At 61.5% G+C, this 15,693-nt stretch carries 11 protein-coding genes and 1 pseudogene; 4 read left to right on the top strand and 8 right to left on the bottom strand.

The genetic code is table 11. The annotated features are described in order from the left end of the window. Positions 1 to 85: 85 nt before the first annotated feature. Positions 86 to 3,055: a choice-of-anchor L domain-containing protein gene (locus ACFSUD_RS17985; RefSeq protein ID WP_386375892.1), complete on the bottom strand. Its 2,970-nt coding sequence runs from the start codon at positions 3,053 to 3,055 to the stop codon at positions 86 to 88. 327 nt (positions 3,056 to 3,382) lie between these two features. After that, the gene (locus tag ACFSUD_RS17980; protein WP_386375891.1) at positions 3,383 to 5,971 is read right to left on the bottom strand and encodes a M10 family metallopeptidase C-terminal domain-containing protein; all 2,589 of its coding nucleotides are present in this window, start codon (positions 5,969 to 5,971) and stop codon (positions 3,383 to 3,385) included. A 52-nt stretch (positions 5,972 to 6,023) separates the two neighbouring features. On the opposite strand from ACFSUD_RS17980, the pseudogene ACFSUD_RS17975 reads away from it, so the two are divergent. After that, a pseudogene (locus ACFSUD_RS17975) lies at positions 6,024 to 7,105 on the top strand (ornithine cyclodeaminase family protein). A 427-nt stretch (positions 7,106 to 7,532) separates the two neighbouring features. Here ACFSUD_RS17975 and ACFSUD_RS17970 read toward each other — a convergent pair. From ACFSUD_RS17970 to ACFSUD_RS17960, 3 genes are all read right to left on the bottom strand, one after another. After that, positions 7,533 to 8,243, bottom strand: a complete 711-nt coding sequence (locus ACFSUD_RS17970) for an IS6 family transposase (protein ID WP_386375890.1) — start codon at positions 8,241 to 8,243, stop codon at positions 7,533 to 7,535. Positions 8,244 to 8,511: 268 nt separating this feature from the next. Continuing rightward, positions 8,512 to 8,805 carry a CcdB family protein gene (locus ACFSUD_RS17965; RefSeq protein ID WP_386375889.1) on the bottom strand — a complete coding sequence of 98 codons (294 nt, stop codon included), beginning with the start codon at positions 8,803 to 8,805 and terminating at the stop codon, positions 8,512 to 8,514. A gap of 12 nt (positions 8,806 to 8,817) precedes the next feature. Then, positions 8,818 to 9,039 (bottom strand): type II toxin-antitoxin system CcdA family antitoxin, encoded by a 222-nt coding sequence (locus ACFSUD_RS17960; protein WP_386375888.1) that lies wholly within the window; start codon positions 9,037 to 9,039, stop codon positions 8,818 to 8,820. A 22-nt stretch (positions 9,040 to 9,061) separates the two neighbouring features. On the opposite strand from ACFSUD_RS17960, the gene ACFSUD_RS17955 reads away from it, so the two are divergent. Further along, the gene (locus tag ACFSUD_RS17955; RefSeq protein WP_386375887.1) at positions 9,062 to 10,120 is read left to right on the top strand and encodes a tyrosine-type recombinase/integrase; all 1,059 of its coding nucleotides are present in this window, start codon (positions 9,062 to 9,064) and stop codon (positions 10,118 to 10,120) included. A 670-nt stretch (positions 10,121 to 10,790) separates the two neighbouring features. Further along, positions 10,791 to 11,822, top strand: a complete 1,032-nt coding sequence (locus ACFSUD_RS17950; protein WP_386375886.1) for a replication initiator protein A — start codon at positions 10,791 to 10,793, stop codon at positions 11,820 to 11,822. Positions 11,823 to 11,831: 9 nt separating this feature from the next. On the opposite strand, the gene ACFSUD_RS17945 is transcribed toward ACFSUD_RS17950, so the two are convergent. The 3 genes from ACFSUD_RS17945 to ACFSUD_RS17935 form a co-directional block, all read right to left on the bottom strand. Beyond that, positions 11,832 to 12,116 carry a hypothetical protein gene (locus ACFSUD_RS17945; RefSeq protein WP_386375885.1) on the bottom strand — a complete coding sequence of 95 codons (285 nt, stop codon included), beginning with the start codon at positions 12,114 to 12,116 and terminating at the stop codon, positions 11,832 to 11,834. After that, positions 12,106 to 12,780 carry an AAA family ATPase gene (locus tag ACFSUD_RS17940; protein ID WP_386375884.1) on the bottom strand — a complete coding sequence of 225 codons (675 nt, stop codon included), beginning with the start codon at positions 12,778 to 12,780 and terminating at the stop codon, positions 12,106 to 12,108. Before ACFSUD_RS17940 ends, ACFSUD_RS17945 begins: the two co-directional genes overlap by 11 nt. A gap of 169 nt (positions 12,781 to 12,949) precedes the next feature. Further along, the gene (locus ACFSUD_RS17935; protein WP_386375883.1) at positions 12,950 to 13,972 is read right to left on the bottom strand and encodes a replication initiator protein A; all 1,023 of its coding nucleotides are present in this window, start codon (positions 13,970 to 13,972) and stop codon (positions 12,950 to 12,952) included. A gap of 743 nt (positions 13,973 to 14,715) precedes the next feature. Here ACFSUD_RS17935 and ACFSUD_RS17930 point away from each other — a divergent pair. Then, positions 14,716 to 15,690 (top strand): glycosyltransferase family 2 protein, encoded by a 975-nt coding sequence (locus ACFSUD_RS17930; RefSeq protein ID WP_386375882.1) that lies wholly within the window; start codon positions 14,716 to 14,718, stop codon positions 15,688 to 15,690. Positions 15,691 to 15,693: the final 3 nt, after the last annotated feature.

Here is a 15,693-nt window from a genome sequence, read left to right as displayed (position 1 = left end):
CGGCCGGGGGAGGGTCTCTCTCCCATAAGCAAAAGGCCCCCGTCTCCGGAGGCCTTCCCATGGTTTTCAAAAGTGCGGTCCGCCCTCAGAGGAAGGTGAAATCCTCGAGTCCGAGATCGGCCCGCGCCACGCCTTCGAGCAGGATCTCGTGGCCCTGGTAGGACATCTGCACGCCGCCCTCGACTTCGGTCAGGTCGAGCGCGTCGAGATAGCCCGCGAGGCCGGAACCCGGCGCGTTCTCGATGCCGCTCATGCGGAAGCTGTCCTCGCCGTTGGTCCAGTCGGTGATCACGTCCATGTCGCCGTCCTTGAAACCGTTGAACACGAAGACATCGGCCCCGGCACCGCCGGACATCACGTCATCGCCGTCACCGCCGTTGATCGTATCATCCCCGATGCCGCCCTTGATCACGTCATGACGCCCGCCACCGGCGAGGAAGTCGTTGCCCGCGCCGCCGGTGATCACGTCATTGCCTTCGCCGCCGCCGATGCTGTCGTCGCCCGCGCCGCCTTTCAGCGTATCGGACCCGGCGCCGCCGCCCATGTCGTCATTGCCGGTGCCGCCGATCACCACGTCCTCGCCGAAGCTCGCGCCCATCGTGTCATTGTCGGCACCGCCGTCGAGCGTGTCATGACCGGCACCGCCGTTGACCACATCATGGTCATCGCCGCCCATCATGCTGTCATCGCCCATGCCGCCGCCCATGAAGTCATTCCCGGCGCCACCGTCCATGGTGTCATTGCCCAGACCGCCGCCCATCAGGTCGTCGCCCTCGTCGCCGTTGACCACATCGTCGCCGTCCGAGGCCGCCAGGTTGTCATCCCCGGCACCGCCGTTGAGCGTGTCATTACCGGCACCGCCCTGCAGACCGTCATCGCCGACACCGCCGTTCAGCAGGTCATCGCCAAGGTCGCCCTGCAACAGATCGTCGCCCTCGCCACCGCTCAGCGTGTCATCACCCTCGGTCCCGGCCAGCGTGTCGTTGCCCAGGGTGCCGAACAGTGTAACGCCCTCCGGCAGCACGCCCTCGGCGGTCACCTGGGTATTGCCCTCGACCTCGACCACCGAGAAGCTGGCCTGGCTGAAATTGCCCTGCAGCGTGACCTTGGTGTCATCCTCGCCGTCGCCATCGGTGTCGATATCCAGGATGGCCGAACCCATGGTGATGGTCATGTCCTCCGCGGTGAAGCTGGTGCCCTGGAATTCGAGCATGTCGTCATCTCCGAACCCGTCCACCAGGTCGCCATTGAGCTCTGCCGCGGTGCCGCTGATCGTGTCGGCGCCGCCACCGAGGCTGGTCAGCTCCGGCGCCAGGTTGGCCTGGATCGTGTCATCTCCCGCGGTCCCGGTCACGGTGACGAAGCTGCCGCCGACATCGAAGTTGGAGCCCTGGATATTGCCGATGAAAAGCCCGGAATCATAGGCCGAGTCACCGGTATCGGCGATGCCGATCATCACGGTATTGGTGCCTTCCTGGATTGGGGCGATGACATTCAGCAGGACCGAGAAACCATCGTATTCGGTGTCATAGGTATTGTCTGCATTGTCGAAGAAATTGCCTGGGGTATTGATGCTTTCGCCGACGATCGACAGTGGCTGGCCGGGATCGTTGTTGAACAATGCATAATTCACGCCGTTCACCGAAACCGTGGCGATATCGACGAAGGAGCTGTCGACGAATTCGGGATATTCGTCCGATCCGAAGAACAGTTCGAAGCTCATCGACGGCGTGTTGCCGAGATCTTCCGCCTCAAAGCTGAAGGTAAGGATCGAGGCGTCATTGGTCTGACCGGCGCCGGAGAAGGCTCCCTGCGCGGTGGCGTCGAGACGCGCATCGCCGGGCTCGCCGAGATTGACAGTAAAGCTGCTGCTTGTGTTCTCGGTGCCGGGGCCGCCGCCCGAGGAGAGGAAGACGCCGCGATCAATGCCCACCACTTCGGCGGCGGTCTCGCCGCTGATGTCGGAAATCACATGGCCCTGATCGAGCAGCGCGATGCTCTCATAGGCGCCGGTATAGCTGATCTTGCTCGGGGTGAAGGACGGGTCGGCAAACAGGAAATCGCCGATCGAGGCGAAATCCGTCGGCCCGGCCAGCGGCGCGCCGATTCCGGCCGTCGCGGCCTCGGCGGTGTCCAGCGCCAGCAGCACCGATCCTGCCGCCCCGGCGCTCTGCGCCAGCGCAGCGCCGGTGGCGCTGTTGACGGTGAAGCTGGCCTCGGCCGTCCCGTCGCCATCCACATCGACCTCGACCTGGCCATCGAGCAGGGTCACGACGGAGGCGTCATTGAGCCCGGTGATCTCGATCTGGTCGCCGAAATCCATGCCGTTGACCACATCGCCATCGAGATCCGCCGCAGTGCCGCGGATCAGGTCCATGGCGGCGCCACCGTCCAAAATGTCCGCCCCGGCACCGCCGATCAGCAGGTCGCTGCCGTTGCCGCCATAGAGCTGGTCATCACCTTCGCCGCCGGTGAGCGTATCGTCCCCGGCATTGCCCTCCAGCGTGTCATTGCCGCCGAGCCCGTCGATCTCCTCATCCGAGGCCATGCCTTCGATCTTGTCATCGCCCGGGGTCGCTGCCAGGGGATCGAATTCGGTAACCGTGGCGCTGGCGGCCGCAGACAGCGAGAACTCGGTGCCGTAAGCGAAGGGGCCGGTGGTGATCGCATCGAAATCATCCTCGGAAATCGCGGCGACCTGCGAAACACTCGGGACACCGTCGAACAGCGAACCGGAAAGCTGAAAAACATAGGTCCGACCGGTGAACGTGTCATCAAGCACCAGTAGCTGGCTGGCCGGGCTTGTGCCGTTGTATTGAAGCAATGTCATGTCAAAATCGATATCATCCGTGGACATCCCGTCGAGCCGCCCTTCCAAGAGCTCTCCGCTGGTGATATCCAGATCGCCGTCAAACTCGTCCGACCCCGGAATGGGGGTATAGGTCAGACCGAGATCGGCGCTGCCGATCACTTCAAGAGTCGCGGCGACGGGTGTCGTGTAATTACCGTCCCCATCGTAGAAGCTGAAGCCGGTGAGGGTATAAATATTGAGCATGAACGCGTCCTCATTAATAATCGTTACACCCCCCGGTTGCGCAACGGCGGGGGGTCAGGATAGGGGCCATTAAGAAATGATGGCCTTAAATGAACAGGATGACGCCACTCGACGCTTCCCTCCAAGACCTTGGTCTTCCGCGGAAGTTAATAAGGGGTCTGCATACGGTCAACCGGAAATAGAATGATAATATGAGCTTTTTAGTTTTAGCTTGGCTCAGCCTGCAACCAAGCGGCCGGAGCGGCAAAAGCCGTCCGCCGTGGCGGAAGCCTCCCCGCCTCCGCGTCGCGCGAGCGCCCCTGCCGCAAGGGCAGGGGCGCGGCATTTTCAGACAAACACGAAATCACCCGCTTGGATCTCGGCAGCCGAGACCAGCTCGAGGATGATCGTATGGCCGCCATAGGTTAGGCTGGCCCCTTCGGAGACATCGCTCGGGGCGAGCGCGTCGACATAGCCCTGCAGCCCCGATCCCGGCGCGTTCTGCACGCCGCTGATGCGGATCTTGTCCACCCCGGCCTCGAAATCGGTGATGTAATCCACCTCATCCATATTCAGGGTGTTGAAGACGAAGAAATCGGCCCCGGTGCCGCCGGTCAGCACGTCATCGCCGGTGCCGCCGTTCAGCGTATCCGCGCCGCTGCCGCCATGAATCACGTCGTTGCGCCCGCCCCCGGCCAGAAAATCACCGCCGTCATTGCCATAGATGATGTCGTCGCCTTCGCCGCCGCCGATCCGGTCATCGCCCGCACCGCCGCTGATCGTGTCCTTGCCGGTGCCGCCGCCGATGTCGTCGTCATCCTTCCCGCCCTCGACGGAATCATTGCCGTAGCTGGCGCCGATCATGTCGTCGCCAGCGCCGCCGAGGATCGTGTCATTGCCCGCACCCCCGGCCAGCGTGTCGTGACCGAGACCGCCCCGCAGCTGGTCATCGCCGTGTCCGGCGCCGATCACATCATTGCCCGCGCCGCCATCGATCGTGTCATTTCCGAGACCGCCGCCGATATTGTCATGTCCGGCGCCCCCCTCGATGAAGTCATCGCCCCCGGCCCCCGAGATCATGTCATTGCCGCCATTGCCATAGAGCATGTCGGCCCCGTCGCCCCCGGCGATCGCATCATCCCCGTCACCGCCCGAAAGCGTGTCATTCGCCGCCGTGCCGATGATCGTGTCATTGCCGGTCTCATCCGGAGTCTCATCGAGGGTGTCATCGCCGTCGTTCCCGGCCTGCGGACCGTCTTCCGGCGCCGCGGCACCCGTGAGTTCCGCGGCGCTGAGCCGACCGTCGGTGAACTGGAAGAACTCGACCCCGGTATAGCTGTCACTGATGCCATTCGCCGAGATCAGCAGGAATTCGTCCTGCTGCTGGATGGTGACATCGCCGCGGGCCAGGTTGAACATGGCGAGATCGGTGCCGAGTCCGCCGCTGATCGTGTTGTTGCCGCTTCCCGCGGTGAGCGTGTCGTCGCCCTGTCCCCCGTGCAGCGTGTCATTTCCCGCCCCGCCGCTGATCAGGTCATGTCCGCCGCCGCCCAGAATTGAATCATGTCCGCCCGCACCGCTGATCTCGTTATCCGCGTCATTGCCGGTGATCCGGTCGGCGCCGAACCCGCCGATGGCCTTCTCGATCACCGTGCCGCGGGCGATCGCCAGATTGGCGCGGGACCCGTTCACATCCGAAAACCTCTCGGCGCGCAGATCGATCCGCTGGGCCACCGTGACGCTGCTAAGATCGAGCGTGTCGATGCCGCCGGTGTCAAACAGCGTCAGCCCGATGGCCTCGCCGCCATAGAGCGCGGCATCGACGGTATCGCCGTCGAAAATATGGCCCATGACATCGCCGAGCCAGCCGGTGACAGTGGCATTGGCGCCCCAGACCGTGTCGCCCGCATGGGCCGAGGCGGTGCCATAGAGCGCCTGCAGGGCCAGCAGGTCCACCATCATCGGCGTGACGAAGACCAGATCGTCGCCGGTGACGAAATCATTATCCTCCGGGCCGAAATAGCTCATCAGCGTGAGCTGGTTGCTGTCGTTGAGATAGATATTGTCCTCGCCATATTGCGCGGCGCCGTCATAGGGGCCGGCATGACCCAGGCCGAGCGCATGGCCGATCTCGTGCAGATAGGTCTGGAAGGCGTAGCTGTCGATCGTGGTGCCGTAGGATTGCAGCCAGTCGGTGCCGATATTGATGGTGGAACGGCCGTTCGCCCCGGTCTCTGGGTTGATCGCCACCGGCCCGGCGAAGGCGCCGTTCTGGGCATCCTCAAAGACCAGCTGCGCGGTGCCGCTGCCGACGGTGACAAAGCTGAGCCCGCTGGCCTGCGACCAGCTCTCCAGCGCCCATTCCGCCAGCTGGCGCCCCTTGGTAGTCAGGGCGCTGACATCATAGGTGATGCTCTCTCCCGCCATCGCATCGAAGCGGACCGGCGTCGCCAGTCCCCAGTTGAACTCGGTGATGAAACCGGCCATCTGGTCGAGCGTGTAGACATTCTCCGCGGCCTGCAGCCGATAGGCGCCGACTTCGCCGCCGACACTGGAGACCCCGAGGTAATAGGTCCCCGTGCTCGACGCCGTATATTCGATCAGCGAGAAATCGACCCCGGCGGCGGCGTTGAGATCATCATTGACCGCCACTTGCTGACCGCTCGCCGAATGCAGCGTCAGCATCGTATCATCGAGCCCGGCGCTGCTTCCACCGGTGCCCCAGACGCTGAACACGTAGCTCTCCCCGACTTGCAGCTCGACGGCGACCCAATCCTCTGCGCTACCGCTTTCGAGGCCGCCTTCGAAAATATCACCGACCGGCAGGACGTAATCGGTAGCAGGCTCGTCCGCCGCATCGCTGCCCTCAACCTGGGTGGCATGACGCAGCAGCGGCCCCATGGTGATGCCCTGCGCGCCTTCGAAATCTTGCCTCATTGTCCTGCCCATCTGTCTGATCTGCTGATTCCGTTCATTATGTCCTAAAAATATGTTTGGAATTGGTCGATCTCGCAGAGGTTGTCAGGGTTTTCTAAGACTGAGCGCCCTGCCCTCAGTTTGCGGCGTCCAAGAACTTGGTTCAATTACGGCGGTCCCATGCAGACCTGGACTCGTTTCGGCGGCTGGTAAGGAGAAAGACATGATCCTGATCACCGAAGCGCACTCCTCCGCCATCGTCACGCCAGAACTTGCCTTCGAGGCGGTGCGCGAGGCCGTCATCGCCGCCGTCGCGCCGGGTGCTGCGAGTTTCCCGGTGGTGATTGCGCACGGCAGCGACCCGCAGAACGGTTTCACCGTCAAATCGGCATCAGGTGCAGAACTGGCCGGGCTGAAGGTCGGCGCTTACCTCCCGACGAACGATGCCCGCGGGCTGCCGCGCCATGCCTCGACCATCCTGCTGATCGACCAGAGCACCGGACGCATCGGTGCATTGGTTGAGGGTTCCGCCGTCAATTGCTTCCGCACCGCCGCGGCGGATGCGGTGGCAAGTGATGCCCTGGCGCGCCCGGATGCCGAAGTCCTGACCCTGTTCGGAACCGGCCATCAGGCCGCCTACGAGGCGCAGGCTGTCGCGCGCGTCCGAAAGCTGTCCCGCCTGCTGGTGGTCGGCAGAGACCCTCCCGCACCGAGGGTTTCGTCGAGCGGTTGCGCAGCTCGGGGTTGCCGGTCGAGGTCGCAGCGGCGGAAACCGCTGTCCGGGCCGCGGACATCATCGTCACCGCGACAACGGTCACCGAACCGCTTTTTGAGGCGAAATGGGTCCGGCCGGGAACGCATATCTCCTCGATGGGATCGGATTCCGAGGGCAAACAGGAACTTCCCAGCGAGATCTTCCCAGGAGCCCGTGTTTTCTGCGTTCTGCCGGAACAGTCGATGCGCATCGGCGAATTCCAGCATGCCGCCCCCGGGGCTTCCCCGACCGCCATCGGAGCGGTCCTGTCGGGCAACGCGCCGGGTCGCCAGGATGAAAGCGAAACCACGATCTTCGACAGCTCGGGCATCTCGCTGCAAGACCTTCACATGGCGAAGGCCATCCTCGACCGGCATACAGCAAGCGTGGCGGCGGGATAGTTGAAGGTAAAGTTGGCGACTTCATGGCCGTCGTTTGTGGTCGGGGACCTGTGTGGGACAAGTCGAATGGCGACTTTGTCCTCGTTCGCCTTGTCGAAGTTTGCTCAGACCGTAGAGAGCAACAGCTCTCCGCCCTTTTTGATGGCAGCTGCCGACCCGGAGCCGACCTTTGAAACCAATCGAGATGCTGCGGTGCAGCTCGTCACTGTTGCCATCCGTGCAGCGCACAGCATTTTGGAAGTCGCTAAGCGGGCAACGGGTGCCTTGGCTTCGGCTGCGTCAAGGCACCCAGTGTTCACGTATACACTACAATAGTGGCGGCAATCTTCATGACACGGTACCCTTGGGTAACCTTACGACCGACAGGAGGACTATCGGTATTGCCAAGTTGTTCCTTCCCATTTGTGACGTTCCTTTTGGTTGGCGGTCAGGCGGCCATTTCAGCGGTGTATTGGTGCCAAAGGTTGAAAGCATCGGTGCGGGCGTAGCGGTATGACGTTGCGGAGAGTTGATGGCGGCGAAGGCGGAATATCAGGTTGATCTGATCATGCGCAGACAGAAATCTCTGGGCCTGCCGATGTGACTTGAACCGGCCAAATACCTTCTCACGTTTGCGGGTCGGCCTGTGGGACACTTCGATTGCGTTATTCAAACCTTTATGTGCGCGGTGATCGGCGTTCGGTGCCAGTTTGCCAATGGGCTTGATGTAGCTGCGCAATTTGTCGGTGATCACGACCCTCGGCAAGCCGAACCGGACGACCAACCTTTGCAAGAACAGCCTTGCGGCCTTTGCGTTTCGGCGTGTTTGTACGAGAATATCGAGAACGTCGCCATTGGCGTCAATTGCCCGCCACAGCCAATGCTTCGTGCCGCGGATCGAGATCACGACCTCATCAAGATGCCACTTGTCATTCGGCCGTGGGCGGTCTCGACGGATGCAATCTGCAAAATGGCGCCCAAAGCGATTGACCCACAGCCTGATCGCTTCCCGGCTGACAACTACGCCCCGCTCTGCCATCAGGTCTTCAACATCTGCCGTGCTCAGTGCGAAGCGGTGATACGTCCAAACCGCGTAGGCGATAATCTCTCGGGGATAGCGGAAGCCTTTCAGGCGCGGCATTTGGGTTGGAATGCTCATGAGGCTGACATAGCTTGGTCAAATCCGGTCATCAACTTGGCAATACCTGCGCCACATTTACGCCAAAGGACCCGGTTCTTACGGCCCGGGCTGTGCGGCGCTTTCGGCCATAGAATAGCACAATAACCGCCTCGCCTTGTCATTCCTAATTATGTCCAATAATCTTGCCTTATCGGAGGCTAGGACTATTGTGCCCGATATGGGTGAAAATCATCACAGATCGCGGTTCTGGCCCGCCTTCCCGGCGAACGCTGCCAAGTGGCCCGGATCAAACCCCGTCAATCAGAATATCGAGCGCCCGCTTCAGCGCATCGCGATGCTCGGCCAGCGATCCAACAGGCGCGCGCAGTTCCGCGCCCGGCACCGCGGCGAGCTCCTGCACCCGGACAATCCAGGTCATGCCCTCGAACGCGACCGCCGGGGTGAGCCCGGGAAAGGCCGCGTAGCGCCCGGCCTCGCGCAGCGGCGCGACCACGCGGGAGGCGTCGATGCCGATGAGGTCGGTCTGCAGATCGACGACCAGCTGGCCGCCGCCCAGACGATAGAGGTCGAATTGCGCCATGCTCACCCGCCCCTAGAAGCTTCGGTAAGGCACGAGCGGCAGCCCTTCCTCGGCCAGTTCTTCGCCATAGCGCGCGATCGCCGCGCGGTTGTCCTCTCGCCAGTGCCGGTTCCGCTCGAGCCGCGCGGCCTCGAGGATGGCGGCCTCGGCGAGACGCGACATGTTGAGCCCGAGCGCCCGGGCGGACTCGACCACCTCCGCCTCCAGCGTCAGATTGACCTTCACCCGCGACATCACACCCTCCCGGAGTATACGTATGTCAAAAGAGTATGACAGTCCCACCATTCCAACTCAAGACGACAGCGACAATACCGCCCTTCCCGACCACGTGGCGGGCTCCGGCACCCTCGATCGTCTGGTGGATACCGCCCGCGACTACGCGCGCAGCGCCGCTGCGGAGAACACGCTGAAAGCCTATGGCCAGGATTGGGCGCATTTCACCCGCTGGTGCCGCAGGAAGGGCACGGAGCCCCTGCCCCCGTCGCCGGAGATGATCGGCCTCTACCTCGCCGATCTGGCCGCCGGTTCGGGCCCCGTCCCCGCCCTCTCGGTCGCCACCATCGAGCGCCGCCTCTCCGGCCTCGCCTGGGGCTATGCGCAGCGCGGGCTGCCCCTCGATCGCCAGAACCGTCACATCGCCGCGGTGCTGGCCGGGATCAGGCGCCGCCATGCCCGCCCGCCGGTGCAGAAGGAGGCGATCCTGCCCGAGGACATCCGCGCGATGATCGCCACCCTGCCCCACGACCTGCGCGGGCTGCGCGACCGGGCGATGCTGCTCCTGGGCTATGCCGGGGGGCTGCGCCGCTCGGAACTGGTCGGGCTCGATCTGCACAAGGACGATTCCGAGGAGGGCAGCGGCTGGGTCGAGATTCTCGCAGACGGCGCCCTGCTGTCGCTGCGCGGCAAGACCGGCTGGCGGGTGGTCGAGATCGGCCGCGGGTCCTCTGATCAGACCTGCCCGGTCCATGCGCTCGAGCACTGGCTGCATTTTGCGCGGATCGAGCTCGGCCCGCTTTTCACCCGCGTCTCGCGGGACGGCAAACGCGCGCTCGATGCGCGGCTCTCCGACAAGCACGTGGCGCGACTGATCAAGTGCTGCGTGCTTGCCGCCGGGCTACGCGCCGACCTGCCCGAAAAGGAACGGCTGGCGCTCTATTCCGGCCATTCGCTGCGCGCCGGTCTCGCCTCCTCGGCGCAGGTGGAGGAGCGCCACATCCAGCAGCAGCTCGGCCATGCCTCCGCCGAGATGACCCGCCGCTACCAGCGCCGCCGCGATCGGTTCCAGGTCAACCTGACCAGGGCGGCGGGGCTTTGAGGTCTGGCTTGCCGCGGGATGTCTCAGCCGCGCGGTAACAGCTGGAAATCGGGTGTGATTGACCTTGGGGGGGGCCCGCCCTTGGTGAGGCTTCGGCAAGGCATTGTTTCAGCGCGAAACACCTCCCCAGCGGATTTTCGGGCGATTTTGTCCAATCTCGGGTTTCTCATGTCATATAGGACAAAGCGCCGAGATCGCCTCGCCGCTCCCGCCAGGCAGCTTGCTGGTTTCGTCCAAGCATACTGGGCTTTTGAGCTGGCAAATGCCCGAAATTCAGCGGCATCTCCGGTCCATGGGCACAGGCCCAACTCCGAGCAAACATCTCAAAATGTCCGGTTTTCGGTTTTTTCTAAGAAAATATGATGTTCTGCTGCTGCATCCTCTTTGCAAGGCCGCAGGCGCTTCAGGAAAACCGTGATCCCGCTGGTTTCGAGGAGATCCCGACGGCATGTTTCCGAGAACTTATCCACAGGTTGATGATCTTTGTCTGTGTTATATAGGTGTTAAAGATGTGTTACGCCTTTCTGAACCCATTTAATTATTAGACTAATCAATGACTTATGCGTACTACCGGTAACTGAAAACACGAACTTTGGTAACTGAAATCCTGATTTTGGTAACTAAAAACACGAATCTTGACATGGGTAACTGAAAACACGAATGTCGGGTCATGGTAACTGAAAACACGAATGCTCTAGCACCTCTCCTGCCGGTTCGGCATCCGCAGCATGACCTGTTCATCTGCGACGTGGCCGACGCGGTGCTCAAGGATGTGATGCAGCATATGGAGCATCCGTTCTACTCGCTTTCCAAGAAGCCCGAGACGACCGTCAAGCGCTATTCGAACGGGGACAACTGGCTCGAGGTCACACCCAGCGTCAAAGGTCTGGCGACGATCTATGACAAGGACATTCTGATCTATTGCATCAGTCAGATCATGGCCAAGCTCAACAGGGGGGAGCAGGTCTCGCCCCGGGTCCGGATCAACTCCCGGGAGCTGCTTATCTTCACCAACCGGGGCACGAGCGGGCGGGAATATCAATCCCTTCTCGATGCGCTGGACCGGTTGGAAGGCACGCGGATCAGGACCAATATCGTCAGTGGCGATGAAGAACAGGTCGATGGTTTCGGGCTTATCGATGCCTCGGCCATTCGGCGCAAACACGGGCTGGACGGGCGTCTGTTGTGGTGCGAGGTGAAATTGTCGGACTGGGTGTTCAACGCGATCCGCAACGAGGAGGTGTTGACGCTGCATCGCGATTATTTCCGTCTGCGCAAGCCCATCGAACGCCGGGTCTATGAGATCGCCCGAAAACATTGCGGCCAGAAACGCACGTGGAAGATATCGCTGCCGAAGCTCCTGTTGAAAACCGGATCGCAAAGCCCGGAGAAACGCTTCCGGCAGATGATCAAGCAACTCGTGCAGCACGATCACCTGCCGGATTACAGCGTGCTCTTCGAGGAGGACGGGGACATGGTCGTGTTCTCCAACCGGGGCACGATGGCCCCTGCCCCGCTGTCAGGCGATGTGCCGCCCCTGAAATCCGAAACCTATGAGCGCGCGCGCGAAGCGGCGCCGGGATGGGATGTGCATTGTCTGGAGAGCGAGTGGCGGGACTGGATCGTCGAGCCGCCCCGCGACGCCGATGCTGCCTTCGTCGGGTTCTGCCGGAAATGGGCCGAAAAACAGGGAGAGCCCTGAGACAGGGTCCTAGCCTGCCCTTCTGTCGAATTCGTTCATCAGGATTTCCAGCATGTCGGCATAGGTCCTGCGATCCTCCTTGCAGAGCTTCTTGAAGCGCGCGAGCACATGCTGTGGCGCCTTGATGGAGATCTGGCCGTCGACCATCGGCTCCCGGGAGGGCCAGGGATGATCCTCCGGCTTGGGCGCCGCGACATGGCGTTGTGCCCCTACCGGGGCGCGTTGTGGCTCGGGAGAGCGCTTCCGGTCCGGTTCGAACTGGCTGAGCTTTGACAGGTCCAATTCACGCGGCATCGCTCTTCTCCTTCGTCAGCATATCGACGACCTCGGCGGCGAAAGCCTCGGCATTCGTGATGGCCTTGTCGACACCATTGAATTCGCTGCGGTCCAGGTCGCGCAGCCCCGCACCGGCATTGTGCAGGGCGCTGAAGGCCGTGCGGCGATTGAGCTGGGTCTCGAACACTGGCGCCGCGGCCTGCAATTGACCCTGGATATGCTTTTCCAGCCGTGATTTCACGGCCGCGGAGGTGCGGCAGAACAGGATGGACGCCGGGATGTCGCGCCGCCGCGCCCGCCCCTCCCGCGCCACTTCGGCGAGCGTTTCGACCGCGGCATCGGCGTCTTGCTGTTCCTCGCCCGAGGGGATCACCACGAGGTCGCTCTCCCCGATGGCAAAGGAGGCCAGGCGCGAGGCCGACCCTTCCAGGTCGATGATGACGAATGCCGCCCGTTGCGCCGCATCTTCGATCTCGTCGAGAATGGCCCTCTCGCCCTCTGACCGGATGACCTCGATGTTATCGGGAAGAGGCGCAATCCGGGACCAGCGATGCAGCCGCGCTGCGGGGTCGGCATCCACGAGAATGACGCTGGCCCCATGCGCCAGCTCGGTTCCCAGTATGATGGCGCTCGTGGTTTTGCCGGCGCCGCCTTTCGACGAAGCAAATGATATGACTGGCAATGTTTGTCCTGCTCTTGAGTATTTCTGCCTTCCCTAGAGTATCCATTAGTACCCAACAGTTGACAACGATATAGTTAAGTACCCTAGGGTAGGCATACCTACATTAGGGTACTACTATATAGAGTGGTACTAATTATTATTTGTACATCATATAGGCGTAGATCTTGATCTACTGGCGAGACGCCCATTTTCGACAGAACCCGATGAAAGCATTGTCGGCATGTCTCGGGGGCTCCATTCCTTGCTCGAGGAGCTCACTCACCCATGCTCGCCACTCTTGCTCAATGACATAGACATCCCAGCCCGGAGCGGCCTGCCGGGCCGTATCATATGTTTCCGGTCGAAGGTTGGCAGCATATTCTAGGTTAGTCGTAAGAGCCGCGGTACGGCTTCTGAAAGAGACCATGTCGGAGGCGATAGACACTGAGTAGTCAGGCAGGTGATCAAAATCACAAAGTGCTCTCACGGCCATTCGAAAATTGCGCGTGGCATCACTGGAACCGCATTTCTTCTGAAGCTTCCTCAAGTTGATCTGCCAAGATTCTTTAGCGCCACAATGCTTGCGGGCGATCTCGTAGATCCGTCTCTCAATGGGTTTTCGCAGACGGAAGTAGTCAGGATGAAGAGTCAGGACTTCATTCGCTTCAATTGCCTTAAACAACCATTCTGACAAGCGCAAACCCCATTCGGTAACGCGCCCATCATTCCGCGTACGTTTGATTTTCGCGCCGTCGATCAGGCCGAACGCCTCCCATGTTTCGTCTCCGCCTGTTCTGATCGTGGTTCGCAACCGCGTTCCATCAAGACGGTCCAGTGAATCCCGCAGAAGGTCATAATCATGCCCCCCAGTGTGGCGATTGCTGAACTCCAGAAAATCGCGCGCTTGAAACATGATTTCACGCGCATAAGGGCGGCCTTCGTTCTTTGCCGCCATGATTTGGCTTATCGCAAAAATCAGGATGTCCTTGTCATAGATATTTGCAATGCCCTTGTTACTGGGCGTGACTTCCAGCCTGACATCCCCATGCTCATATACTTTGGCCTCGCGCATTGGTTTCTTTGAGAGCGTGAATATTGGATGCTCCATCGATGCCATGTCACTTTTAATAACCGCATCTGCAATATCACAGATGAATAGGTTCGCCTGAGGATGCCGGTTCGGCAGAAGAGGGCGCCTGTTATCTTTTGCCAACTGTCTTCTCACTCTATCGGGACATTAGCTGCACATGCAGCCTTATCGGGACATCAGCTGCAAACTCAGCACTATCGGGATATTAGCTGCAGGCCAAGTCCCATCGGGATATTAGCTGCAGAATCTTGGATAATAGCTGCATTCCATCGGGATAATAGCTGCACGCGAATTCTCTATGAGTTTGATATTAAGTGAAAAAATCACCATCTCGCAGAGCGTAACACATACTTAAACACATATATAACACCAGGAGCTGGCCGATGGGCTGTGGATAACCCTACGCGACATCGCGAACTCAGGAAAATTTTTGAATGTAAAGTGCAGAGTAGGACCCCCTGTAACGAGTGGGTCTCAAGCAAGCGCTTTACGGACACATGGAAAAAACGCGCGAATTGTACCAGATGTCATCCGAGAGCGACGCTGCATAAAGGGTAGGGGAGGGGATCAAACTCCGAAAGGCTCACTTAGCCGAGCAAGCCCAGGGCCTTGTCATGGTTAACCTCTTTCCAAACCTGAATCAGTCTGGAGATAGGGCAGGGCGGCTTGCGAGACGTTAGCCCAGCGCGCCCGCTCGCAGCAGGGGAGGCAGGACTTCGCGCCGCGATGAGCGTTTCCCTTCCATGTCCGCAGCGGCTGGCCTATTGAGAGGGAAAGCAACCTTTCCGTCGCCGGGCCAGATCGGCCGCGGCGGCAACGGCAAGCGGAGCGGTAAAGCCTTGAACTTTCCCGGACGGAGCGGCGCTGTGATCGCGCCCCAAGCACAGGGCGATTGCGTGACCATCCTGATGGCCGTCTACAACGGCGCCGATTGCCTGGAAGAGCAGTTGCAAAGCCTGCTGGCCCAGGATCATCCATGCTGGCATCTGGTGACTAGTGACGATGGCTCGCGCGATGACAGTCCCGCGATCCTGGCGGATTTTGCCGATCAGGTGCGCGCGCGGGCTGAGGCCACGGGGGCGCGGATCAGGGTCAGCAACCTGCAGGGGCCGGGGCAGGGCGGGTCGGAGAATTTCCTGTTCCTGCTGCGTCAGGCCGGGCGCGCGGCATTGCCCGGCTGGATCGCCTTTTCGGATCAGGACGATGTCTGGCTGCCCGACCGGCTCTCGCGCGGGCTCGCGGCGCTCCGCGCCCGGTCGGACGATGGTCCGGCGCTCTATTGTAGCCGCACCTGGGTCTCTTCCAGCGATCTCGGCGAGCGGCGGCTCTCGGCGCCGCGGCCCCGGCCGACCGGGTTTCGCAACGCGTTGGTACAGAACATCGCCTCGGGCAACACAATCCTGCTCAACCCGGCAGCGGCGGATCTGGTCAGCACCGCGGTGAGCCGTGTGCCGCAGGTCGTGGTGCATGACTGGTGGGTCTACCAGCTGGTCAGTGGCGCAGGGGGAGAGGTGGTGCATGACGATGAACCGACCCTGCTTTACCGCCAGCACGCGGTGAACCAGATCGGTGCCAATGACACGTTCTGGTCACGGCTCAAACGGGTGCGCCAGCTGTTGCGCGGCGATTTCCGCGACTGGAATCGGATCAACGTCGCCGCGCTGCGCAGCGCTGGGACGGCGCTGACCCCACCCAACCGCGCCCTGCTGGAGGATTTCGCCCGGCTGCCGGACCTGCCGCTGCCGCTGCGTCTGCATCGGCTGTCGCGGCTCGGCCTCTACCGGCAATCCACCATCAGCACCGTGGCGCTCTGGGTCGCGGCCTTGCTGCGCCGTCTCTGAGGC

It is taken from the genome of Sulfitobacter aestuarii (assembly GCF_042685005.1).
In the GTDB taxonomy this organism is placed as follows: domain Bacteria; phylum Pseudomonadota; class Alphaproteobacteria; order Rhodobacterales; family Rhodobacteraceae; genus Sulfitobacter; species Sulfitobacter aestuarii.
Note: the sequence above shows the minus strand (reverse complement) of the source record. Positions and strands in the feature narration are given on the sequence as shown.

Excerpts from the sequence above, each read along its gene's own strand:
- ACFSUD_RS17945 (WP_386375885.1), bottom strand. The coding sequence starts at position 12,116 with ATGCCGCGTGAATTGGACCTGTCAAAGCTCAGCCAGTTCGAACCGGAC.
- ACFSUD_RS17980 (WP_386375891.1), bottom strand. The coding sequence starts at position 5,971 with ATGAGGCAAGATTTCGAAGGCGCGCAGGGCATCACCATGGGGCCGCTG.
- ACFSUD_RS17950 (WP_386375886.1), top strand. The coding sequence starts at position 10,791 with ATGGTAACTGAAAACACGAATGCTCTAGCACCTCTCCTGCCGGTTCGG.
- ACFSUD_RS17985 (WP_386375892.1), bottom strand. The coding sequence starts at position 3,055 with ATGCTCAATATTTATACCCTCACCGGCTTCAGCTTCTACGATGGGGAC.
- ACFSUD_RS17960 (WP_386375888.1), bottom strand. The coding sequence starts at position 9,039 with ATGTCGCGGGTGAAGGTCAATCTGACGCTGGAGGCGGAGGTGGTCGAG.
- ACFSUD_RS17955 (WP_386375887.1), top strand. The coding sequence starts at position 9,062 with ATGTCAAAAGAGTATGACAGTCCCACCATTCCAACTCAAGACGACAGC.
- ACFSUD_RS17965 (WP_386375889.1), bottom strand. The coding sequence starts at position 8,805 with ATGGCGCAATTCGACCTCTATCGTCTGGGCGGCGGCCAGCTGGTCGTC.
- ACFSUD_RS17970 (WP_386375890.1), bottom strand. The coding sequence starts at position 8,243 with ATGAGCATTCCAACCCAAATGCCGCGCCTGAAAGGCTTCCGCTATCCC.